The organism is Pseudomonas sp. AM8 (assembly GCF_036346475.1).
GTDB lineage: Bacteria > Pseudomonadota > Gammaproteobacteria > Pseudomonadales > Pseudomonadaceae > Aquipseudomonas > Aquipseudomonas marginalis.
Window position 1 is genome coordinate 1 of record NZ_JAOTNX010000020.1, and the last position, 22,786, is coordinate 22,786.

Consider the following 22,786-nt stretch of genomic DNA (forward strand, 5'->3'; position numbering starts at 1 on the left):
CTAGCAGGTTTTCCACTCATCTTCGCTCAAGAACTTGATGCCCGTGGATTCAGCGAGCATGTGCAAGCCGTTGAGGCTTGGGCGGTAGCGCACCTGAACATGCAGACTTTTTTGCCTTCGGCACACCGTGCTGTAGTCGGCGGGACCTAAGGCAGTCCAGCCATACGCAATAGCAATCGCACCAAGCCCAGGGCCCGCCGCAGGGGTAAGCCAACCAAGTATTTGATTCTTAAGCGTAACTGAATGGTCGCATCAGAAAAGGTCTTGCTACGCCCACGCTTGCCACTGGGCGGAGCCACCACTTCATGTTCATGTCCAGCCAGATGATCAAGTCGGCTCTGCCTTCAAGGCTGCGTATTACGCGCTCCAGTTCGTGGTGCGGTATCGCCGCCGCCCCCAGCTTGATTCACTCATTCGTCGAGCCTACCGCCGCAGCGACCTGGATTTTGTGCAACAACGCCGTGCGGACCCGCCAAACCATCCAGACGAAACCCAGACTAACAGCAACCGCGCCGGCTCAAGCAGCACTTGTCAGGCGCATTGCTTCCAGGCTGGCCCCTCCCAGCAGCGAACCGAGCGTAATACCGCCATTGAAACCTGCGGCCCTCGGCGACTGCGGGGACCTGGGCGTGTGGACAGACGGCAGCCCGATTACCCGCGCCTGCAAGGCGGACACCGCCTCATACCTCAGCGCTCCCAGCAGGCCGGTCAGCAACACCATCAGCGGCAAGAAAGAGACCAAGAACCAGATGGCTAGAAGCACCACCGTCAAGCCGATCAGGACGGTCATCACCGCATAATCGGCGCCCTTGCGATCGGGCAGCCGGCCGCCCCAGAAGTTGCCGATGGCGGCCATCACGCCGTAGCCCAGCTTCAGCAGGCTGGCCGTGCTTTCGCTGATGACCGTCACGTGCAGCAGGATCGGCAAGATGTATGTATAGAACGCGAACGCCCCACACACTCAACACAGTGATGCCAGCTCCGGCCAGCAGGCGTGGATTGAATGTGGTTTTCAGGCCGTCCATCGCATTAGTCTGCGCCGAGGCATCGTTGCGACCTGTCGGCACCAAGGACAGCAGGCCGACCAACCCAATGGCACCTATTGCGGCCACGGCCATGAAGATGACCTGCTAGCTCAATATGCTGCCTAGGGAGGTGCCGCGCGCTACGCCCAGCGCCAATGCCAGCCTCAGGCCGCCAAACACCACGGCCACCGCCACGCCGACGCGATGCCGGCCTGCCAATTTAGTCCCGCGCTGGAGGCCACGACGAGGAACACACCATGCCCTGGTCCCGACGCGAGCGACCAACATGGGCCTCAGCACATCGGACAGGCTGACTACGGCGTTGCCCACCGTGAACAGCCCCATCGCCACAAGCGGCAGACGCTTGCGTGGTCAGCGAGTTGCCAGCGCGGTTCGCCCCGGTGTACCGGTCACCGCGCCCAGCGCATAGGCCGTGACCGCCGTGCCGACCTGGGCTACGCTGGCAGGAAGATCAGCTGAAATGATGGACACCAGTCCGATAGTGACGAACTCGGTGAAACCCAGGGCGAACGCACAAAGTACGAACACAGATGACGAATGGCACGTGTGCGTTCATGGCTTAGGCCCTCCCCACGGATGCCGTAGTTAGCAGCATCGCTTCGGCCACGCCCTTTGCCGAAGCCGGGTTCTGGCCCATCACCAGCCACTCGCTCACCACCACTTGCGTCTGAAAATTCGGCGCGGGTACGTGCCGGCCGCCACGTTCCTGCAAAGCATCGCCAGCGGGAGCGGCCCGGTGCCGAACAGGCCAACTGCATATTAATCGTTATTGGTGAAAGCCAACACGTCCTTGCCAACGGCCACATAGCTACCATTGGACAACTTGACGTTTACCAGCCCGGCCGGTCAATGGCAGACCGCCGCGATCACGCCGCCGCGTTCATAGTTGCGCGCCGCGATGCCGGCCAGTGCGGTGTTGTCCGGAAAGTCCCAGATCATCGCGTAGCCACCTGCTTGGAAGATCGCGGTGTAGGCATCGGCATCCACCTGGGACGACGCGAGCGTGGTTTCGGTGGCGCTTCGCAATGCCCCATCGTTCCCGCACGCCGCGTTGATCGGGGCGTCCACATCGAGTCCATCGGCGAGCGCCTTGCCCCCTTGGGGCTGACGAAATCGGCCGCATAGCCGGCGTTGACCAGCACCCGGTGAGGATGCGTGACTTCGGAAAGATAGAAGTCGCTAGGCGGGGCGGCTGTAGCGCCAGAAGGCCCTTTGCGGTCATGGCTGGTCAAAACGAGAAGAATGCGTTGGGTCATCTGACATTCCTGTCGGCGTATGATGCCAGCCCACCTTAATAAGGGGCATGAGGGCAGCAGCGGGGGGGGGGCAAAAAGTGCAAGTCTGAATGGAATCGGTGAAGCTCGCCGTGGTTGAACCTGGGAAGTCGTTCGAACTGGAAGCCGTTCTTGTCGCTGCGGAGCTAGTGAATCGGCTTTGCAGGAAAAACACGCATCGATACGGCGCGGAAGCTAGGCATAGTGATGCTGCCCTTGGCGAGATCAGTGAACGATCTGAGCACGTACGTGCTATGCATTCTAAATGCGCCGTCTTCGATCACCGAACGAGTAATCGAGCGAGCACGCAACCTCGACCAGGCTGTGCCACCCCCCATTGACAACTGCGGGATCTCATAAAGCGCTTCCTTGAAGAGCACCTTTCGGGTCCCATGTCGCTAAGGAAATCCTGAAAAAGACTTTCTGATTTGGCAAATCTCCGGACACAATCGCCGAGCTTTTCAATGAAGCAAATGACCTTCGCCGATGCCGAGTACGCCCGTAAGCGCAAGCAGATCCGCAAGGAATTGTTCCTGATCGAGATGGATCGGGTCGTGCCCTAGCAGTATTTGATTGCCCTGATCGACACTCATTACTCGAAGGGCGAAGGTGGTCGTTAGGCCTATCCTTTGATGGCGATGCTGCGGGTTCATCTCATGCAGAACTGGTTCGGTTACAGCGACCCTGCGATGGAAGAAGCGCTGTACGAGACGACGATCTTGCGCCAGTTTTCCGGTTTGAGCCTGGAGCGGATCCCCAGATGAAACTACCACCCTCAACTTCCGTCGCCTGCTGGAAAAGCACGCGTTGGCCGCAGGTGTTCTCGGCGTTATCAATGGCTATCTGGGCGACCGTGGCCTGTCACTGCGACAAGGCACCATCGTCGATGCCACACTGATTCATGCGCCCACTTCGACCAAGAACAAGGACAGTAAACGCGACCCGGAAATGCACCAAACGAAGAAGGGCAACCAGTATTACTTCGGCGCCAAAGCGCACATTGGTGTCGACGATGACTCGGGGCTGGTGCACAGCGTGGTGGTCACTGCGGCCAACGTGGCTGACGTGACCCAAGTCGACAAACTGCTACACGGTGCTGAGAACGTGGTCTGCGCCGATGCAGGCTATACCGGTGTCGAGAAGCGCAAAGAGCATGCTGGACGCCAAGTCATCTGGCAGGTTGCAGCCCGGCGCAGCACCTACAAGAAGCACGGAAAACGCAGCGTGTTGTACAAAGCAATACGCAAGATCGAGAGAGTCAAGGCTCAGGTTCGCTCCAAGGTTGAGCATCCATTTCGGGTGATCAAGCGTCAGTTTGGCTATACGAAAGTGCGCTTCCGAGGCTTGGTGAAAAACACTGCTCAGATGGTGACGTTGTTCGCCCTGTCGAACCTGTGGATGGCACGTCGACATTTACTCTGCGGCGTGGGAGAGGTGCGTCCGTAACGAGGGAAATGGCTGCTAGGAGGCACTCGGAGCAGCAAAAAAACATGAAATAGTCGGCAGATTTGACCGATTTTGAACGGCTGTCGTTTTTTTGAAAGCGCCGATGGCTCAGTCGCCAAAAAATAGGCGGCTACTTCAGACCATCCCTAATCGTGCCTCGCTCCGTAGCAGGAGTATTCAAAATATTTCGCCAGCCAGGCCTGCAGAACTAAAAAACCCGGCACGAAGGCCGGGTTTACCCGGTCTTCAAAAGGCAGCCCCCAAATGAGAGGGATGGAGAGCTGACAAGAGACTCGGGCGTCTATATATTGCCAAATGATGTCTTCCCGCACAATAGAAATCTTTTTCGGCCTTCTGTAACACCAACCATAGGTAACTTATAAATTTCAATCCCCCAAAAGCAGCAACAGTTTTACTCAAGTAAGCCGCTATATTCATTTTCCCTGCTCGAAGATAGCGTCCCAGCTTTAGTCCAGGGCACTACAAACGATCCGCGCAGCCACGTCGAAATTCTCCAGAGTGAACACATTGATTGGCAAACCTCCTTTCAGACGGTCATCTGATGTTGGCGTCGACGCCGAATTGACCTACGTGCCGACGCAAGACTGACCTAACTCCAATCGGCAGAAATCCAGCACGGAAATGGTTCGCGAGGAATCAGACTGGGTCAGTGGCCTCTCGGTAACTGGGTCAATTCAGCGCCGGCGCCCACACGCTGATGACCGCGAGGATTGCAGGGGCTAGTTGATGCTTTTCCAGAAGGTGCCGGAAGTTCATGATCGTGGTGTCTTCAGGTACACGGGGCGCTCAAGGTCAGGCGTGCAAACTGGCGCATGGGCGTGATTTCGTAGAGCGCCTCTTCCATGGCCGGGTCGCTCAAAAAAGAACCAGTTTTGCAGCAGATGAATGCGCAGCATGGTTTCCAGAGGATAAGGTTTTCTGCCACCACCGGCCTTAGCAGGCCGTTGAAAAAGGCCGGACCGAATTGGGTTCTGGCAAACTACCCGTCATGTTCTTCAATGTCAGCGGAAGACCGAGCCGATGCGTGGACCCGATCTCAAGCAAAACGACCTTTTCAGCTACAAGACGCTTGAACAACGTATTCCAAAGGATCACCCGCTACGCCCATTGCGTGAGCTGGTCGATACCGTTCTAGCTTCGATGGACCGCGACTTCGACGCGCTGTACTCCACGCTGGAACGGGCTTCGATTGCGCCGGAGCGGCTATTGCGTGCCTCCCTGCTGCAGGTGATTTATACCGTGCGCTCCGAGCGGCAACTGGTCGAGCAGATCGACTTTAATCTGCTTTTTCGCTGGTTCGTCGGCCTGTCGATGGACGAACGAGTATGGGATCACTCGACCCTCAGCCAGAACCGTGAGCGCTTGTTTAACCAGGATATTGCGCGTCTGTTTTTCCAGCGTATCAAGTCGTTGGCTCAATGGTCGCAGTACGCCAGCGATGAGCACTTCAGCGTGGATGGCACACTGATCGATGCCTGGGCTTCGCACAAATCCTTAGTCAATAAGGGCAGTAGCGAGAAGCCGGACGATGAGCCGCCAGAGGGTGGTCCACGCAACAACTACCTCGACTTCAAGGGTGAAAAGCGCGGCAACGCCACTCATCACAACCACTGATCCCCAGGCACGGCTGGCCCGCAAGAGCCGGCCGAGGGCAGTCGCCTGGCCCATATGGCCCATACACTGATGGAAAACCGTAATGGGTTGATCGTGGATGTGGAATGCACCGAATTTAATGGACACGCCGAAGTGGGTGCTGCCTTGAAGATGCTTGAGCGCACGGCCAAACCTGGCAGTACCGTGGGTGCGGACAAAAGCTACGACCAGAAATTTTTTGTCCAGATGGCGCGTGATTTGAAGGTGACGCCGCATGTTTCGAGGAAGGCCATCAAGAGCGCAATCGATGGCCGCACGACCCGTCATCCGGGCTATGGCGTCAGCATGAAAATACGTAAACGTATCGAGGAAGGGTTTGGCTGGTTAAAGACTGTGGGCGGCCTTCGCAAGACCAAATTGATCGGCCGCGAAAAGCTCAGCGCCCAGTTGCTGCTGGGCTTTTCGGTGTACAACCTGCTCCGGTTGGGAAGCTTGTCAGGCTGGTGGCACGGATCGCATGTTTAGGCGAGGTGCGCCCAAACGCCCAAAGGCGACTATTTGCGCTGGAATCGGCCTTCCCCCCGCTGATTGAGGCGGGATAAGGGGCAGCGCCGAGTCTGAGAGGCCGTAAAACTTCAAACTTGGCGGGTTGGGGGAGATAGGCCCGAATTTTTCAACGGCCTGTTAGGGTAGAACGGCTCGATCAGGCCCAGCAGACCTGTCCACGCCACGACCTGATCCATCTCGGCCGGCGTGTCTGCTTGCGCTTGCCGGCATATTCGAAATCGGAAAAGGCTCATCTGGCTCACGGGCAGCTCGGATCAGGTGCTCAAGCGTATTTCATTTGGGAACTTGTTCGGAGATTCCCTGGATTTAAGCTGAAAATCGGGATTTATTTGGCGTTTGATACTAATCGCTCGGGAGATGTTTCTAATCGAAAGGACAGGGTATGGACGGAATAGGCAGGGGGCTTTAGGGGAGGATCGTGTTTGGCTCAGCTACACCCAGGCTGCTTTTGCTGCAGTGGGCGGGGTTTTGGTGAATGCTCCGGGAAATATGAGCATGGGTAGTGCAGTTCCAATGCTTTATATCTCGTCCGATTGGCTGCAATAGGTGTCGATGTGATTCACGCATCATCAGGACGATGTAAATAGTTGGCTTGCTGAGTAGTAGGGGCCCAAGAAAATACGCTGGTAACTTTGATGGTATCAGAGTATCAATTAAGCGCTCATTTGAATTTCCGTTTCTGATTTTTTGAAAAATCCACCGTGCTTGGTCAATCTTATATGTCTGATCACTTAAGGATGGAGCCGTCATGACTGCCAATGAAGCGAGCCGTAAATGCGAAAAGTGCAAAAAGCCGTACGAGCCAGCTACAGACGCGGAGCCCACTTACATGGTTCCTACCAAGCTAGATTTACTTTGTCCCAGGTGGACGCGGAAACACTTGGCGAAGATTGTTGAACTGCGCTGCGCGAAAATGTAGAGAGAATGTGCATGCTTGCGGCTCATCGAAAATAACATCGTAACGATAGATCGAGGTTGTTTCGCTTATTCGGATGGCGGAGGGATGTAGGGCTTCGGCTGAAATGGTACGTCGCCTGACGGCCGCCATCTCACGTTTTCAAGCCCGTAACGCTCAGCAGCCGGTTTGCTTATTCGTTTAAGCTTGTCATTACGTGATCTCGGGATGACGCCTATTCCCGCATCGCAGCAAGCCCAGTGCCATGCCTCGGCATTGTTCATCACCTCGCTTCTTATGATGAAAGACTTAGGGATGTGGTGCAGTTCATACTCGATGATATATAGCGCGCTCATGTTAGCTCCTCCTGATTTTTTTGTGGCTGAGTCAGAAGGAAGGTTCAGATTTTTTCTTGTACAATTTCGCCGCTCCGTATAAGTCTTTGTCTCGCCGATTTATTCATCCGTTGGTCGGAAAAGTACGCAAGAAAATAAAACTGACACCAAGGTCTGCACTTCTCAATAGTGAGACTGTTCACTCATGCAGTCTCTTGTCTTGCCCGCACCTAGTGTGGGCTTTCTTACTGTGTAGGCGAAATGTCTAGTAAAGATTTTGGTGCGGATGAACATGTCTTAGGCAAGTTCGATCACCCCTATATACGTAAAGGCTACCTAGGCTTATGCTCGGATGTCTATGTCTGCATGTGTTGTGGGGAGCAGCGTAAGCCTGAGCAGTGGGAAGATTTCGAGGCTCGGCATACACCGCCGGCTGAAATGCTCAATGGAGCGGAGCGCCGTTAGCCTGTCGCTAAATACACGGCTTGCTAATAATTCCGTTTATGTTGAAGAGGCCCCATACCTTGCGTCGGGGCGGTGGCCTTTTCAGTTGGGTATCTCTATCAATCCTCCCTACACTGGACGACCAGACACCGGCAGACTGGTTCTGCAACTTTATTCATTGCCCAGGCGAGCACCGTAGCCGATACATTACATTCCGCCGATCGGGCCGAAGGTTTTGGGCATTGTGACGCGGGCCTTACGCCCATACCCAAGCCGGACCGTCCACCACCGAAGCGCTTTTCCAAGCTGATGGCTGAACGCCTCGGCGTGACCGACGTGAAATGGCGGGAATTCGTCAGAGTCGTTTGGGATGGAGACCACGCGTAAACAGTCGATACCGGAAATTAGTCAACAGTGGGGTTATTCCCGCCCACCGCTCGGCCATCCAGCACTGGCATCGGGTCGATTTGAATGCCCGTTAGGATGGAAATCCAGGTTTCATAGGCTTGCTTCTGACGAGCGACCGCCTCATCCCATCGACTGCCAATGACTTCGTGTGAAACGACGAGCATCATGAGGTGATTAGTGGTTGCGTCAAGGTCGAGCAACAGGTGGTGGGCATTGAAACGAAAATCATCAGTCGAGGGCATGAGGTCACACTTCGTGGCTTGAGGGGGAAAAGCGCATCCCTGCTATCCACATGGCATCAAGGGTGAAGGCGGTCGTCCGGCTTTTCCGTTGATGACGATGCTGTGTGTACATTTGATGCAGAATTGGTTCGGTTACAGCCAGCGATGGAGGAAGCGCTGTACGACACCACCATCCTGCGGCAGTTCGCCGGGCTGAATCTGGGGCGTATTCCCGACGAAACCACCATCCTCGACTTCTGCCGACTGCTGAAGAAACACGAGCTAGCTGCCGGCATGGGCGCGAGGTGATTTGGCAGATCGCGGCACGCCGCAGTACTTACAAGAAGCTGGGTAAGCGTAGCGCTCTATACAAAGCCAAGCGCAAGATCGAGAAGGCCAAGGCCCAGGTACGCGCCAAAGTCGAGCATCCCTTTCGGTGGTCAAGCGCCAGTTCGGTTTTTGTGAAAACGCGCTTCCGTGGCCTGGCCAAAAACACAGCGCAACTGGTGACGCTATTCGCTCTGTCGAATCTGTGGATGGCACGCCGACATTTACTGACCAGTACAGGAGAGGTGCGCCTGTAATGTGGGAAATGACGGTTGCGAGATGCTCGTGGCGGCTAAAAGCTCAGAAATAAGCGGATGATCTGATCGTTTTGGTCGATTCGCCGTTTTCAAAATCAGCGGAGGCTGAAGTCAGCCAGAAAGCGTGACTACTTCAGACCATCCTTAAGGCATCGCAGTTAGAGTCTGCTCAACAAAAGCTAAACTTATAGATTACAAGTTTATAATCGTTCGATTTCGACCTTGCTGCTTCGCCTCATAGAGTGCTTGGTCAGCCCTCTGCAGGGTTGTGTCGAATGTTGCATCATTTGATCTAAGCATAGAAACGCCTAAGCTAAGAGTAACGAAAACGTCTTTGGAGTCAACTTTGAAAGTTTCACGGGCGACATTCTCCCGTAGGCGCTCAGCTAACTTTAGAGCATCCTTGCCGCTTGTTCTGGGAAGTACTATAAGAAATTCTTCGCCTCCCCAGCGGATGGCCACGTCCCACTTACGCATTATAGTTGTCAAACAATCAGCTACAAGGCTGAGCACTGAATCTCCTGAATCATGACCGAACGAATCGTTAATCTTTTTGAAATAATCTATGTCGGCTATTATTAGGCTATATTGATCGTCCTCAGAGCTCTTGGCATGCAATGAAGCGAGTATCCTAATTCCCCCCCGGCGATTGGTTAATCCAGTCAGAATATCGGTCTCTGCTTGAAGCTGTAAATCCAAGGCAGCTTTCTCCCCAGCCATCGCCAGGTAACCAAAGTACACTAAAATACTGGCAGCTTGGTCAAAAGCCATTGAAACTAAGGCATTATTGGTAGTATCTGCACCGATTTTGCCCATTAATACCACAAAAGCGGTGAATGTCAAAATTAGCGTGTAAACTGCAAAAGCAAATGCTACAATATATTGTGAAAGAAGGCGTTTATCTTTTGCGTTTAAAATCTCATATAAAGGCAAAGCAGCGAGCACGGCGGCTGCCAAGTACAGAAATGGAAGAATCACCTTGACCGCAACACCAAGTTCAATCCCAATGAAAAATAACAGGCTCGGCACCGGGCTCACTCCGAACCAATACAGATTTGTTTGCCGTTCATAAAAAATGCGTAAGCCAGTCCATGATCCAATGAGGCTAATTGCAAATAACACCATGGCCAAAAGGGGGAAGAAATGGCCGGTAGTGGCGTCCTCGTTAGTGGCACCATTTACCAATGTTCCAACACCTGAGCTCGCCAGTGCAATGCACCAGTGCCATAAATACTTGGCTCGTGGCTGAGTGATAATCAGAACCCCGAAAATAATGAGAATAGTGAATCGACTTAGAGTACTACTATAATATAGGGTCTCGATGTCAAGCATGTAGTTTTACCTATAACTGAGTCAGCAGCGCGTACAATCTACGTTCTACCAATTGGGAGTAACAAGCTCAAAACCGGTAGCCAAGACCCGCGCCCGTTATGAGCGTATTAGTAGACACAGTAGACTCAAATTCCTCCCCCTTGAATACATACGTTGGAGTTACTATGTACCTAAGCCCAAAACTCAGAAGCCATCTTCGGTTTAAATTGTAATTTAAGCCGGCGCTAAACATACCGCTTGTTACACTTTTCACGTCGAATTTCGGTATACCTGGTGCAGGATCTACTTTTTCTACCCAAGCATGATTGAAACCAATTCCGACGTAAGGGCTAAAAGTTTGGTATGGATACATGTGATAGGCCACTCCCAAAGAGACGGCGAAGCTGGAGATTGACCCAACATCAAAGCTACCGACTTTCGAATCAAGAATTTTGTAATCGCGCTTGAATGGGCCACCCAGCATCTCTATCGACCAATGGCTTGTTACGAAATAGCTCAAATCGAAGCTGATTGTATTGATGCGACGAGTATCAACTCTCCCGCCTATTAACGATACGCTTGACGACAACCCGGAGGGGGTTACCCGTTGCCCCATCATGCGTATGAGCCACCGTCCATCGAAGCTAGCCTCATTAGATATTTTTGGAATATCATCAGCGAATGTTGTGAGCGGAATAATCACGATTATTGCGAAAGAAATCGCGCTTATTCGTTGCTTGGGTGACAGAGAATACATTTGGGCATCTCACAACTCATGGCGAATTAACAAGCACCAAAAGTGGCACTGTGCCATTATTTTACATAATTTCCTACAAGTTTATTTCTAATGATGGAGTTTCCCGACGTTCGGTATTGTTGTATCCAGCTGGGCTATCCCATCTGAGACTTTAGTCTGCGAAAGCGCACCGCTCAGCAACTATCTGAATGCGACCTATTCAGGGTTCAAGTTCGGAATCTGTCAACAAATGAGTTGAGCTCTGCGGCCACAATGATTTATTGGTAGCTGAGATTATCGACTGATGTACCGCAAACTTTAAGGTGAATGTGAAAGAAATTGTTGAATCTTTTTCAGAGTGAAGCGGCCGGTCATAACCTTCAAGATTTGTCGGTCCAGATGAATGAAAGGGACAGCACGCCTGAGTTGCTAACGGGCGATACGGGGGGAGACGGGCCGCATGCGCTGAAAACACGAGCCTGATGCTCGACATTCAGGTGCGCCCTTAAACAAGCAGGTACTGATCTATTCACGGTCGCGATAGGTTGGTAATTGAACGAAGTTCGACCGAGACGCTGGGGTTGAAATTGAGTGTGTCGGCTCGCTGTAGCAGGATCATTGATCGGTTCTGAAAGCGAATTACCAAGCTGTCAGTCAGTAGCCCGGCACTCTGTTTGGCTCCGTCGCCTGGGTATCCAGAGTTGATAGACAAGCTCGTTCAGAACTTACCTGCAAGATGTGAGTGGGGCTTAATCGCCGAATATATTCCCGATTTGTGCTCTTAACCACAAATGCCTGGGATCCTTCTGATTCCGCGCATGCCAATGGTGCTTCAAGCTATACGGCGGGATCTCCAACGGCGGTTCGATCATCCGCACCGCCGAGTGTTTTTCAAAGATGTGTGCCACCGACCGGGGCATCACGGCTATCAGGTCTGAGCGTTCGATGATGGCTGACATGCTCATGTAGTGGGACATCTGCAGCACGATGTTGCGCGCGATGCCTTGTTCCGCCAGGAAGCTTTCGTACATTTCCTGGCTACGACTGCCGTCGCGCACTTGCAGGTGTTCCAGGGTGCAGAATTCCTCCATGGTCAGCTGTGGGCCGGTGACGCGGTGATGGCGGCCGATCAGGCAGACCAGGTCGTGAGAGAACAGGCGTTGCTGGTAGATGTTCGGCGCGTCGAGGTCTGGGAAGTAGCCCAGTGCCGAGTCCACGCGGCCTTCGCGCAGGGCATCGTGTAGGTCTTTGGGGCCGAGGCTCAGGCAATGGATCCTGGCGTGGGGCGCGGCGTTGCGCAGGCAATCGAAGAGGGCGGGTAGGAACACTACCTCGCCGATTTCACTGAGGCAGAAGGTAAAGGTTTCGCGGCTTTGGGCAGGGTTGAAGATGGGGCTGGGGAGGATCTCCTGGTCGATGGTGGCGATCACTTCGCGGGTGCGTTCCACGATGCTGCGGGCCCGGGGCGTGGGTTCCATGGTGGTGCCGCTGCGAACGAACAACGGATCGCCGAGGGAGTGGCGCAGGCGTGACAGCGCGGCGCTGGCAGCGGGCTGGCTGATGCCCAGGCGTTTGGCGGCGGCGGTCACGTTGCTGCAGTCGTGGATTGCTAACAAGACGCGTAACAAATTCAGGTCCGTGCGCATGACTATAACCAAATCAAATAGAGTTAATAATTAGAATTAGCTTCTGCTATTTGTGCTCGACAGCGAGGATTGTGTCCAGACAAGAATAAAATCAATAGGCACCTTCATGATCAATCTGCATGACATCCGCTACGTGCGTCTGGGCACGGCGGACCTTGCCCAGGCCAAGTTGTACGCCACGCAGATGTTGGGCCTGCAAGTAGCGCGGGAAGCCATCGGCGCTCTCTATTTTCGCTCCGACAGCCGCGACCACACCCTGTGCTACTACGAAGGCGACCCCCGGGAAACCACCACCGCGTTCGAAGTCACGAACTGGAATGAACTCGACCACGCCGCCCAACTGCTTGAAGACAACGGTTATGCCGTGCGCCACGGCAGTCGCGAAGAGGCCGAGGTGCGCCATGTCAACGAGCTGATCCACTTTCGCGATCCCAGCGGCAACAACATTGAACTGGTGCTGCGCCCCCACGCCAGCGGTAGCCGCTATTTCGCCAGCCGCGACGCCGGCATCACCGGCTTCAGCCATATCGGCCTGCGCACCACCAATGCCAAGCGCGATGAAGCCTTCTGGACCAAACTGGCCAATGCCCGGGTCAGTGACCGCATCGGTGAAGCGCCGCTGCTGCGCATCGATGACGTGCACCACAAGATCGCCCTGTTTCCCTCCAGCCATGCCGGCGTGCAGCACATCAACCACCAGGTGGAAAGCATCGATGACGTGATGCGTGCCTGGTACTTCCTGAAGGAGCGCGGGATCAAGATTCTGTTCGGCCCGGGTCGCCACCCAACGTCGGGGGCGATGTTCCTGTACTTCGAAGGCCCGGACGGCATGACCTACGAATACTCCACCGGGGTCAGCCACATCGCACCGGAAGACGACGCCAGTCACCAGCCCCGGCAGTTTCCCCTGGCCACCACGTCGTTCTGCGCCTGGGGCTCGAAGCCGGATATCCCGGAGTTCAAGTTATGACCACGTTAAGCCAACAGGCTGAAGTGCGGGTTGCCGCCCGCGCGTTGGCCCGGGCCGGTTTTGTCCACGCCTACGGCCATTGCAGCCTGCGCCTGGATGCCGACAGTTTCCTGGTGTGCGCCGCCAAACCCATGGGCCTTATCCAGCCCGGCGAGCCCGGCACGGTGGTGCCGGTGCACGGCCCGCTGCCGGAAGGCGTGCTGGGCGAGGTGCGCATCCATCAACAGATCTACCAGCGCCGCGCCGATGTGCAGGCGGTGATTCGAAGCATGCCGATTCAGCTGATGAGCCTGTCGTGCGCCGGCCTCACACCACAGTTGCGTCACGGCATGGGCGCCTATTTCAAAAACGGCGTGCCGCTGTGGGATGACCCGCAACTGCTGCGCGACGACAGCCAAGCGGCGGCACTCGCCGAGCAACTGGGCAGCGCCCAGGCCCTGGTGATGCGCGGCAACGGCGCCATCGTGGTCGGCGGGTCGCTGGTGGAAGCGCTGACCCTCAACTTCTACCTCGAAGATGCCGCCCGCATCGAACTGCAACTGCTGGCCGCCGGTCTGGCCGACCAGGCGCCACGCCTGAGCCTCGAAGAGGCCCGGCAACGGGCGACCAACAGCGGCTGCATCTTCGAACGCATGTGGGACTACCTGACGGCCGGCGATGCCGAGCTGAACCTGATAACAAGAGAAGAGCGCCAACCATGACCAAGCATTTTCACAACTTTATCGACAACCAATGGGTTGAAGGCGTGCGCACCTTCGACAACCGCAACCCTGCCGACAACAGCGTGATCGGCCAGGTCCACGAAGCCGGCCGCGAGCAAGTGGACGCCGCTGTCAACGCCGCCCGTGCCGCGCTGAATGGCCCGTGGGGCAAGATGACCGTTGCCCAGCGCACCGCCTTGCTGCACAAGGTGGCCGACGGTATCGAACAGCGCGCCGAAGAATTCGTGGCCGCCGAAGTGGCCGACACCGGCAAGCCCCATGCCCTGGCCAGCCACCTAGACATCCCGCGCGGCGCCGCCAACTTCAAGGTGTTCGCCGACCTGATCCGCAACGTGCCCACCGAAAGCTTCACCATGGACACCCCCGACGGCGGCAAGGCGGTCAACTACGCCGTGCGCAACCCACGCGGGGTGATCGGGGTGATCTGCCCCTGGAACCTGCCGCTGCTGCTGATGACCTGGAAAGTCGGCCCGGCCCTGGCCTGCGGCAACACCGTGGTGGTCAAGCCCTCGGAAGAAACCCCGGCCACCGCCACCTTGCTCGGCGAAGTGATGCGCGACGCCGGCGTGCCGGCGGGCGTGTACAACGTGGTCCACGGGCTTGGCGAGCACTCCGCCGGTGCCTTCCTCACTGAACACCCGGACGTCGACGGCATCACCTTCACCGGCGAAACCGGCACCGGCGAGGCGATTATGAAGGCCGCGTCCAAGGGCGTACGCCCGGTGTCGCTGGAACTAGGCGGCAAGAACGCCGGGGTGATTTTTGCCGATGCAGACCTGGACAAAGCCGTGGCCGGCATCGCCCGCGCCGTGTTCGAAAACAGCGGGCAAGTGTGCCTGGGCACCGAGCGCGTCTACGTGCAACGCCCGTTGTTTGCAGCCTTTGTTGCCGCCCTCAAGGCCCGCGCCGAAGCGATCAAGGTCGGCCCGCCGAATGAACCAGGCGTGACCATGGGCCCGCTGGTCTCGGTCGGTCATCGGCAGAAAGTCTTGAGCTACTACCAGCAGGCTGCCGAAGACGGCGCCACCGTGGTCACCGGCGGCGGCATCCCGGACATGCCTGCCGAACTGGCCGAAGGCGCCTGGGTACAGCCGACCATCTGGACCGGCCTGTCGGAAGACTCGGCGGTGGTGCGCGAAGAAATCTTCGGTCCGTGCTGCCACATCGCGCCTTTCGATGATGAAGACGAAGTGGTACGCCTGGTCAACGACACGCCCTACGGCCTCGCCGCCAGTGTGTGGACCACCAACCTGCAAGTCGCCCACCGCATGGGCGCGGCACTCGACGTAGGCATCTGCTGGATCAACTCGTGGTTCCTGCGGGACCTGCGCACCGCCTTCGGTGGCGCCAAGCAGTCGGGCATCGGCCGCGAAGGCGGGGTGCATTCCCTGGAGTTCTACACCGAACTGCGCAACGTGTGCATCCGCCTGTGAGTACCGCCATGACGAACCTCAACCACCTCGGCGCGCTGTTGCACCAAGCGCTCACCGATAGAAAGCCCGTAGCGCCGCTGACCGAGCAATACCCCGAATTGACCGTGGCCGACGCCTACCAGATCCAGCTGGCCATGCTGCAACCGCGCCTGGATGCCGGGCAGACCGTGATCGGCAAGAAAATCGGAGTCACCAGCCAGGTGGTGATGGACATGCTCGGCGTCGACCAGCCGGACTTCGGCCACCTGCTCAGCGGCATGCTGGTCAACGACGGTGCGGCATTGGCTTGCGCCGACTTCATCGCGCCCAAGGCCGAGGGCGAGATTGCCTTCGTGCTCAAGGACGACCTGCTCGGCCCCGGTGTGACGGCGGCTGATGTGATCCGTGCCACGGCGTATGTGATGCCGTGTTTCGAGATCGTCGACTCGCGGATCAAGGACTGGAAAATCAAGATCCAGGACACCGTGGCAGACAACGCTTCAGCCGCAGCGTTTGTGCTGGGTGACGGCGCGGTCGATCCCCTGGATATCGACCTGGCCTGCGTCGGCATGACCCTGGAAAAGAACGGCGAAATCGTCGCCACCGGTGCCGGTGCCGCCGCCCTTGGCCACCCGGTGAATGCCGTGGTGTGGCTGGCCAACACCCTGGGACAACTGGGCATCGGCTTGAAAAAAGGTGAAGTGATTTTGTCCGGCTCCCTGGCCGCCATGGTTCCGGTGCAACCCGGTGACCAACTGCGCATGAGCCTGGGCGGTATTGGCTCGGCTTCCGTTCGTTTTGTTTGAAGGACACCCCCATGAATCTGTCAGCAACCACCATCGCCGAACTGGCCACCCACCTGGAAAGCGCCGAGCTTAACCGCGAAGCCGTGGCCAAGATCACCGACGCCCACCCCGACATGGACTGGGAGGATGCCTATGCCATCCAGGACGCGATCCGCGCCAACAAAGAGGCACGCGGCGTGCGCATCGTCGGCCTGAAAATGGGCCTCACCTCGTTTGCCAAGATGAAGCAGATGGGCGTCACCGAACCGATCCACGGCTTTATCACCGACTACGGCTCTTGCGCAGATGGCTCGGTGATCGACGTCGACTCGCTGATTCATCCCAAGGTTGAAGCGGAAATCGTCTTCGTGCTCAAGCACCCGCTGAAAGGCCCGGGCGTGCATGTGGGCGATGTATTGGCGGCCACCGACTTCATCCTGCCGGCTGTTGAAGTGATCGACTCGCGGTATGAAAACTTCCGCTTCGACCTCAAGAGTGTGATCGCCGACAACACCTCGTCCGCCCGCTTCGTCACCGGTGGCCAGGCCCGCAGCCCGCTGGGTCTCGACCTGAAATGCCTCGGCGTGGTGATGGAGAAAAACGGTGAAGTGGTCGCCACCGCCGCCGGTGCCGCCGTGCTCGGCCACCCGGCCCAAAGCGTGGCGATGCTTGCCAACATGCTCGCCGCCCAAGGCAAGGAATTGCCCGTCGGCGCCTTTGTCATGACCGGCGGCGTTACCGAAGCCATCGCGGTAGAGGCGGGTGATCAGATCACCGTGCGCTACCAGCACCTGGGCAGCGTTTCCATGCGCTTTGCCTCCAAGTCTTCGTGAGGAAACCACCATGCCGATCATGCAAGTTTTTCTGATGGAAGGCCGTGACGACGAGCAGAAGGCGAGGCTGATCGAGGCCTTGACCCACGCCGCGATCGAGTCGATCCAGGCCCCGCCGGAATCGGTGCGGGTGATCATCACCGAAGTGCCGAAAACCCAATTCGGTATCGCCGGTATAACCGCCAAGGCTTTGGGGCGCTAAGATGAGTGAACATAAGAAGAAAGTCGCAATCATCGGCTCCGGCAATATCGGCACCGACCTGATGATCAAAATCCTGCGCCACGGTAAGCATTTGCAGATGGCGGTGATGGTCGGTATCGACGCCGCCTCCGACGGCCTGGAACGGGCGCGGCGCCTCGGCGTGGCGACCACACACGAGGGCGTCGAGGGGCTGGTGAAGCTGCCGGAATTTGCCGATATCGATTTCGTGTTTGACGCCACTTCGGCCACCGCCCACGTGCAGAACGATGCCTTTTTGCGCCAGCACAAACCCGGCATCCGCCTGATCGACTTGACCCCGGCAGCCATCGGCCCGTACTGCGTGCCGGTGGTGAACCTCGACGCCAACCTGTCGGCACTCAACGTCAACATGGTGACCTGCGGTGGCCAGGCGACGATCCCGATGGTGGCGGCGGTGTCCCGCGTGGCCAAGGTGCACTACGCGGAAATCATCGCTTCCATCAGCAGCAAATCCGCCGGCCCCGGCACCCGGGCGAACATCGACGAGTTCACCGAAACCACTGCCCAGGCCATCGAAGCCGTAGGCGGGGCGGGCAAGGGCAAGGCGATCATCGTGCTGAACCCGGCCGAGCCGCCGTTGATGATGCGCGACACGGTGTACGTATTGTCGGAAGCGGCGGACCAGGGCGAGATCGAAGCCTCGATCGAGGACATGGCCAGCGCCGTGACCGCGTATGTGCCAGGTTATCGCCTCAAGCAAAAGGTCCAGTTCGAAGTGATCCTCGCCGAGGCACCCTTGAACATTCCGGGCCTGGGGCATTTCAGCGGCTTGAAGACCACGGTGTTCCTCGAAGTCGAGGGCGCCGCCCATTACCTGCCAGCGTATGCCGGCAATCTCGACATCATGACCTCCGCTGCGTTGGCCACCGCCGAACGCATGGCGCAGTCGATGGCTTTGTGAGGCAGACGACATGACTTTTGATCCCGGCAAGAAGCTGTATATCAGCGACGTCACCCTGCGTGACGGCAGCCATGCGGTGCGGCATCAGTATTCGATCGACAACGTGCAGACCATCGCCCGCGCGCTGGACAAGGCGCGTGTCGACTCAATCGAAGTGGCCCATGGTGACGGGCTGCAGGGTTCCAGTTTCAACTACGGCTTTGGTGCCCATACCGACCTTGAGTGGATCGAGGCCGTCAGCGACGTGATCAGCCACGCTAGGGTGGCCACGCTGTTGCTGCCGGGCATCGGCACCGTGCACAACCTCAAGGCCGCATACCACGCTGGGGCACGGGTGGTGCGTGTCGCCACCCATTGCACCGAGGCCGACTGCGCCCGCCAGCACATTGAATACGCGCGCACCTTGGGCATGGACACCGTGGGCTTCCTGATGATGAGCCACCTCACTAGCCCGCAGAACCTGGCGCTGGAAGCAAAAAAAATGGAGAGCTACGGCGCTACCTGCATCTACGTGGTGGACTCCGGTGGCGCGATGAGCATGCAGGACATTCGCGAGCGCTTTCGTGCGGTTAAAGCCGTGCTCAAGCCCGAGACTGAAACCGGCATGCATGCGCACCATAACTTGTCCCTGGGCGTGGCCAACTCCATCGTGGCCGTTGAGGAGGGCTGCGACCGTATCGACGCGAGCCTCGCCGGCATGGGCGCGGGTGCGGGCAATGCGCCGCTGGAAGTATTCATCGCCGCAGCCGACCGCCTGGGCTGGAACCACGGCACCGACCTGTATGCACTGATGGACGCCGCCGACGACATCGTACGGCCGCTGCAGGACCGCCCGGTGCGGGTCGACCGCGAGACCTTGGCGCTGGGTTATGCCGGGGTGTATTCGAGCTTTTTGCGGCACGCTGAAGTGGCGGCGGCGCGGTATGGCTTGAAGGCCGTGGACATTCTGGTGGAGCTGGGCAAACGCCGGATGGTAGGCGGGCAGGAGGACATGATTGTTGATGTGGCGCTGGATCTTTTGGAGCGCTGACCTCCCTGTGGGAGTCGGGCTTGCCCGCGATGGCATCACTGCGGTGTGCCTGAGATACCGCGGCGCCTGCATCGCAGGCAAGCCAGCTCCCACATCTTGATCGGATTTCAAATCGGAAAATCAGCGTTGCAGTGCACTTGATTCACCCCACAGACAAATCCAATAAAAGGGGAACATCCATGAACGGCAAGACTGCCAACATAGGCGCAATGATCGATAACAACAGGATTTCCGGCTACCAGGTCATGGTGCTGGTCCTGTGCTTCCTGGTGGTGCTAGTGGACGGTTTCGACACCGCCGTCATAGGCTACATCGCCCCGGCACTGCGCCAGGAGTGGGGGCTGCAACCCAGCCAGTTGTCCCCGGCATTTGGCGCCGGTTTGCTCGGCTTGATGGTCGGTGCCTTCATCTTCGGGCCGGTGGCCGACGCCTACGGGCGCAAGAAGGTGCTGCTGGTGTCGGTGCTGATTTTCAGCCTCGGCACCCTGGCTTCGGCGTATTCCACCTCCATCGACATGCTCACCGCACTGCGCTTTCTCACCGGGATCGGCCTGGGCGGGGCGATGCCGGCGTGCATCACCTTGAGCGCCGAATACTCGCCGGCCCGGCGGCGGATGATCATGGTCACCTTGAGCTACAGCGGGTTCACCACCGGCCTGGCGCTTGGCGGTGCGGTGGCCAGCCAGATCATCCCGGTGTTCGGCTGGCGCGGGGTGCTGATGATCGGCGGGATTGTGCCGCTGCTGTTGCTGCCATTGCTGGCCTGGCTGCTGCCGGAGTCGGTACGCTTCATGGCGGCTCACGCACGGCATGCGGAGGCGCTGCGCAAGGTGATGGGGAAGATCACCGGCCGCACCGACCTGCACGACATCACCTTCATCGAACCGCAAAGTGCGGTGGCTGTGCGCTCGCCGATCTCCCAACTGTTTATCGAAGGCCGCGCCCTGCGCACGGTGCTGTTGTGGGGCACGTTCTTCTGCTCGCTGTTTGTGTTCTACCTGCTGACCAGCTGGCTGCCGAGCATTCTCAAGGACGCCGGCTACGACATCGCCAGTGCCGCACGCATCGGTGCGATGGTGCCACTGGGCGGCACGGTGGGTGCGATTCTGATGGCCTTGCTGATGGACCGCGTGAGTCCGTATCGCGTGCTGGGCCTGGCCTATCTGGGCTCGGCGCTGGTGATTGCGCTGGTGGGCTTCGCGCTGGCCGACGCGTTCTGGCTGGGGCTGACGGTGTTCATGGTGGGCTTCGGCGTGGCGGGTGCGCAGAACGGTTTGAACCTGCTGTCCGCCAGCATCTACCCGACAGCGGCGCGGGCCACCGGTGTGAGTTGGGCCATGGCCAACGGGCGGGTTGGCTCGATCATCGGTTCGGTGCTGGGGGCGTGGTTGATTGCGCAACTGGGGCAGCCGTCGGTGTTTTTCATCGTGCTGGCGATACCGGCGCTGCTGGGCTCGATTGCGATCTTTTCGCTGCAGCGCATGACCGAGCGCCGCAAGGCACCTGAGATCACCGCGCTGCCAACCTGACGGTTTTTCTGTAGGAGCGGGCTTGCCCGCGAAGAACGCCCAGGCAACGCGTTCATTCAGGGCGCCAGCGTTATCGTTGACGACCTTCGCGAGCAAGCTCGCTCCTACATGACTCCCACACAACAATAAAAGTAATGGGTACCCCCAATGAAAAACTCCGTACTGAAATCGGCGCCTTCGTGCGCGCGCGTTTTGCCTTTGGTGTTCGCGGTAGTCGCTGTTTCCAACGCCTGCGCCGAAGGTTTTATCGACGATTCCCACGCGAAAATAGAAGCGCGCAACGTCTACTTCAATCAGGACAATCGCAGCGGCCCGGCCCAGCCTTCCAAGCTGGAAGAGTGGGGCCAGGGCTTCATGCTCAACTTCACCTCCGGCTACACCCAGGGCCCGGTTGGGTTTGGCGTAGACGCCCTGGGTATGCTCGGCATCCGCCTGGACTCCGGGCGCGGCACCCACGGCAATCCCAACAGCGTCAGCCAGGGCGGGTTTGTGTTTCCCACCGACGGCGATGGCCGGGCGGTGAGCGATTTTGGCAGTCTGGGCGTGACCGGCAAGGTGCGCGTGGCCAAGACTGAATTGAAGGTCGGCACCCTGATGCCGAAACTGCCGGTGGTGGTTTACAACGACGGCCGCCTGTTGCCAGAAACCTTCCAGGGCTGGCAGGCCACGTCGAAGGATTTCGACAACCTCACCCTGATCGGCGGGCGCTTGAGCGGGGTCAAAAGCCGCAACTCCTCGAACAACGAAGACCTCGCCATCAGCGGTGCGGGCGGCCCCACCGGCAAGCGCAGCAACCAGTTCTATTACGCCGGCGTCGACTACACCCCGCGCCCCGACCTGTTGTTGCAGTACTACTACGGCGACCTTGAAGACTTCTATCAGCAGCACTTTGTCGGCCTGGTGCATAACCTGACCTTGCCGGTGGGCAGCTTCAAAAGTGACCTGCGGTTTTTCGACAGCAGCTCCGATGGCCGCAACGGCAGTGCCGCGGGGCGGGCCGAGGGCTATCGCAGTACCGGTTACCACAACAACGGTGAAGTGGATAACCGGGTGCTGGCGGGGCTGTTCACTTACAGCCTGGCGGGGCATGCGGTCAGCCTGGGGTACCAACACCTGAATGGCTCCAGTGACTTCCCGTTTCTCAACCAGGGCGATGGTTCGGCGACGTACCTGATCACCGACCGCCAGACCGGCGCGCGTTTTCAGCGTGCGGGCGAGAACACCTGGGTCGCGCAGCACGCGTTTAACTTCGCCACGGTCGGTGTGCCGGGGCTGAGTTCACAGGTGATCTACCAGCGCGGTGGCGACATCAAGTCGGACCAGGGCAGCCAGCATGAATGGGAGCGCGACCTGGTGTTGACCTATGCGTTCCAGGGGCCGACGTTGTCCGGGTTTGGCGTGCAGTGGCGCAACGCGATGCTGCGCAGCACGGTGACCACACAGCGCGACCTGGATGAAAACCGGCTGTACCTGACCTATACTCACTCGCTTTTTTAAGATCAGATTATGAATGTTTTTCTAAGGGAGGCGCTTTATCTGACGAGTTAAAAGCACCGAGGCATGGTTTGCCGGGGTAATTTGAACATAGCTTTTATCTTATTGATTTTTATGATTAACGTTTATTTCGATTTTTGGCTGGAATACCAAATGGAATACCGTGCGAAATTGGACTCCGCTTAACATCGATTATTTTGGAGTTGACCTGCTCGCTTCATAACCATAATCCGCAGAGAGCCGCAAAGTGGACGTTCTTGAACCATGCTTCGAGTGGGATTACATCGCCTATCACTCAGAGTGAACATTGCACCATTTGACCCGTTGCATGAGGTGCCGCTA

At 57.7% G+C, this 22,786-nt stretch carries 19 protein-coding genes and 6 pseudogenes; 14 read left to right on the forward strand and 11 right to left on the reverse strand.

Annotated elements, in window-relative coordinates:
• Positions 1 to 6: 6 nt before the first annotated feature.
• From V3W40_RS31830 to V3W40_RS31845, 4 genes and pseudogenes are all read right to left on the reverse strand, one after another.
• A pseudogene (locus V3W40_RS31830) lies at positions 7 to 414 on the reverse strand (transposase); the annotation flags it as partial.
• 103 nt (positions 415 to 517) lie between these two features.
• Positions 518 to 928 carry a hypothetical protein gene (locus tag V3W40_RS31835; RefSeq protein ID WP_330216344.1) on the reverse strand — a complete coding sequence of 137 codons (411 nt, stop codon included), beginning with the start codon at positions 926 to 928 and terminating at the stop codon, positions 518 to 520.
• Positions 929 to 1,397: 469 nt separating this feature from the next.
• Positions 1,398 to 1,574: a hypothetical protein gene (locus tag V3W40_RS31840; protein ID WP_330208610.1), complete on the reverse strand. Its 177-nt coding sequence runs from the start codon at positions 1,572 to 1,574 to the stop codon at positions 1,398 to 1,400.
• A 318-nt stretch (positions 1,575 to 1,892) separates the two neighbouring features.
• Positions 1,893 to 2,114 carry a hypothetical protein gene (locus V3W40_RS31845; protein WP_330208609.1) on the reverse strand — a complete coding sequence of 74 codons (222 nt, stop codon included), beginning with the start codon at positions 2,112 to 2,114 and terminating at the stop codon, positions 1,893 to 1,895.
• 670 nt (positions 2,115 to 2,784) lie between these two features.
• Here V3W40_RS31845 and V3W40_RS31850 point away from each other — a divergent pair.
• Positions 2,785 to 3,766 (forward strand): annotated as a pseudogene (locus V3W40_RS31850) (IS5 family transposase).
• A 714-nt stretch (positions 3,767 to 4,480) separates the two neighbouring features.
• Here the strand turns inward: V3W40_RS31850 and V3W40_RS31855 are convergent.
• A pseudogene (locus tag V3W40_RS31855) lies at positions 4,481 to 4,722 on the reverse strand (transposase); the annotation flags it as partial.
• 85 nt (positions 4,723 to 4,807) lie between these two features.
• Between V3W40_RS31855 and V3W40_RS31860 the strand changes: the two are divergent.
• Positions 4,808 to 5,905: pseudogene (locus tag V3W40_RS31860) on the forward strand (IS5 family transposase).
• 161 nt (positions 5,906 to 6,066) lie between these two features.
• Here V3W40_RS31860 and V3W40_RS31865 read toward each other — a convergent pair.
• Both V3W40_RS31865 and V3W40_RS31870 read right to left on the reverse strand, forming a co-directional pair.
• Positions 6,067 to 6,176, reverse strand: a pseudogene (locus V3W40_RS31865) (IS5/IS1182 family transposase); the annotation flags it as partial.
• A 755-nt stretch (positions 6,177 to 6,931) separates the two neighbouring features.
• Positions 6,932 to 7,198 carry a DUF6555 family protein gene (locus V3W40_RS31870; protein ID WP_330208608.1) on the reverse strand — a complete coding sequence of 89 codons (267 nt, stop codon included), beginning with the start codon at positions 7,196 to 7,198 and terminating at the stop codon, positions 6,932 to 6,934.
• Between the two features lie 516 nt (positions 7,199 to 7,714).
• Between V3W40_RS31870 and V3W40_RS31875 the strand changes: the two genes are divergently transcribed.
• Entirely contained in the window at positions 7,715 to 8,008 is a 294-nt protein-coding gene (locus V3W40_RS31875) for a DUF6555 family protein (protein WP_330208607.1), read from the forward strand.
• A gap of 17 nt (positions 8,009 to 8,025) precedes the next feature.
• Here V3W40_RS31875 and V3W40_RS31880 read toward each other — a convergent pair whose 3' ends face one another.
• On the reverse strand, positions 8,026 to 8,271 hold the full coding sequence (locus V3W40_RS31880) for a hypothetical protein (RefSeq protein ID WP_330208606.1): 246 nt from the start codon (positions 8,269 to 8,271) through the stop codon (positions 8,026 to 8,028).
• A 46-nt stretch (positions 8,272 to 8,317) separates the two neighbouring features.
• On the opposite strand from V3W40_RS31880, the pseudogene V3W40_RS31885 reads away from it, so the two are divergent.
• Positions 8,318 to 8,834, forward strand: a pseudogene (locus tag V3W40_RS31885) (transposase); the annotation flags it as partial.
• Between the two features lie 192 nt (positions 8,835 to 9,026).
• Here V3W40_RS31885 and V3W40_RS31890 read toward each other — a convergent pair.
• From V3W40_RS31890 to V3W40_RS31895, 3 genes are all read right to left on the reverse strand, one after another.
• Positions 9,027 to 10,166, reverse strand: a complete 1,140-nt coding sequence (locus V3W40_RS31890) for a GGDEF domain-containing protein (RefSeq protein ID WP_330216345.1) — start codon at positions 10,164 to 10,166, stop codon at positions 9,027 to 9,029.
• Between the two features lie 67 nt (positions 10,167 to 10,233).
• Complete coding sequence (locus V3W40_RS35045) at positions 10,234 to 10,902, reverse strand: OmpW/AlkL family protein (protein ID WP_442962887.1); 669 nt, start codon at positions 10,900 to 10,902, stop codon at positions 10,234 to 10,236.
• A 728-nt stretch (positions 10,903 to 11,630) separates the two neighbouring features.
• Complete coding sequence (locus V3W40_RS31895; RefSeq protein ID WP_330216346.1) at positions 11,631 to 12,527, reverse strand: LysR family transcriptional regulator; 897 nt, start codon at positions 12,525 to 12,527, stop codon at positions 11,631 to 11,633.
• A gap of 106 nt (positions 12,528 to 12,633) precedes the next feature.
• Here V3W40_RS31895 and V3W40_RS31900 point away from each other — a divergent pair, with 106 nt between their 5' ends.
• From V3W40_RS31900 to V3W40_RS31945, 10 genes are all read left to right on the forward strand, one after another.
• Positions 12,634 to 13,497: a VOC family protein gene (locus V3W40_RS31900; protein WP_330208603.1), complete on the forward strand. Its 864-nt coding sequence runs from the start codon at positions 12,634 to 12,636 to the stop codon at positions 13,495 to 13,497.
• Entirely contained in the window at positions 13,494 to 14,198 is a 705-nt protein-coding gene (locus V3W40_RS31905) for a class II aldolase/adducin family protein (RefSeq protein WP_330216347.1), read from the forward strand. Before V3W40_RS31900 ends, V3W40_RS31905 begins: the two co-directional genes overlap by 4 nt.
• Entirely contained in the window at positions 14,195 to 15,652 is a 1,458-nt protein-coding gene (locus tag V3W40_RS31910) for a 2-hydroxymuconic semialdehyde dehydrogenase (RefSeq protein ID WP_330208601.1), read from the forward strand. The genes V3W40_RS31905 and V3W40_RS31910 overlap by 4 nt, the downstream gene beginning before the upstream one ends.
• Positions 15,653 to 15,660: 8 nt before the next feature.
• Positions 15,661 to 16,437, forward strand: a complete 777-nt coding sequence (dmpE, locus tag V3W40_RS31915; RefSeq protein ID WP_330208600.1) for a 2-oxopent-4-enoate hydratase — start codon at positions 15,661 to 15,663, stop codon at positions 16,435 to 16,437.
• Between the two features lie 11 nt (positions 16,438 to 16,448).
• Complete coding sequence (gene dmpH / locus V3W40_RS31920; protein ID WP_330208599.1) at positions 16,449 to 17,249, forward strand: 2-oxo-3-hexenedioate decarboxylase; 801 nt, start codon at positions 16,449 to 16,451, stop codon at positions 17,247 to 17,249.
• Between the two features lie 10 nt (positions 17,250 to 17,259).
• Entirely contained in the window at positions 17,260 to 17,451 is a 192-nt protein-coding gene (locus V3W40_RS31925) for a tautomerase family protein (protein WP_330208598.1), read from the forward strand.
• 1 nt (position 17,452) lies between these two features.
• Positions 17,453 to 18,391 (forward strand): acetaldehyde dehydrogenase (acetylating), encoded by a 939-nt coding sequence (locus tag V3W40_RS31930; RefSeq protein ID WP_330208597.1) that lies wholly within the window; start codon positions 17,453 to 17,455, stop codon positions 18,389 to 18,391.
• Positions 18,392 to 18,401: 10 nt separating this feature from the next.
• Positions 18,402 to 19,421 (forward strand): 4-hydroxy-2-oxovalerate aldolase, encoded by a 1,020-nt coding sequence (gene dmpG / locus V3W40_RS31935; protein WP_330208596.1) that lies wholly within the window; start codon positions 18,402 to 18,404, stop codon positions 19,419 to 19,421.
• A gap of 179 nt (positions 19,422 to 19,600) precedes the next feature.
• Positions 19,601 to 20,950: an MFS transporter gene (locus V3W40_RS31940; RefSeq protein ID WP_330208595.1), complete on the forward strand. Its 1,350-nt coding sequence runs from the start codon at positions 19,601 to 19,603 to the stop codon at positions 20,948 to 20,950.
• A 147-nt stretch (positions 20,951 to 21,097) separates the two neighbouring features.
• Entirely contained in the window at positions 21,098 to 22,447 is a 1,350-nt protein-coding gene (locus tag V3W40_RS31945) for an OprD family porin (RefSeq protein WP_330208594.1), read from the forward strand.
• The last annotated feature ends 339 nt before the right edge of the window (positions 22,448 to 22,786 follow it).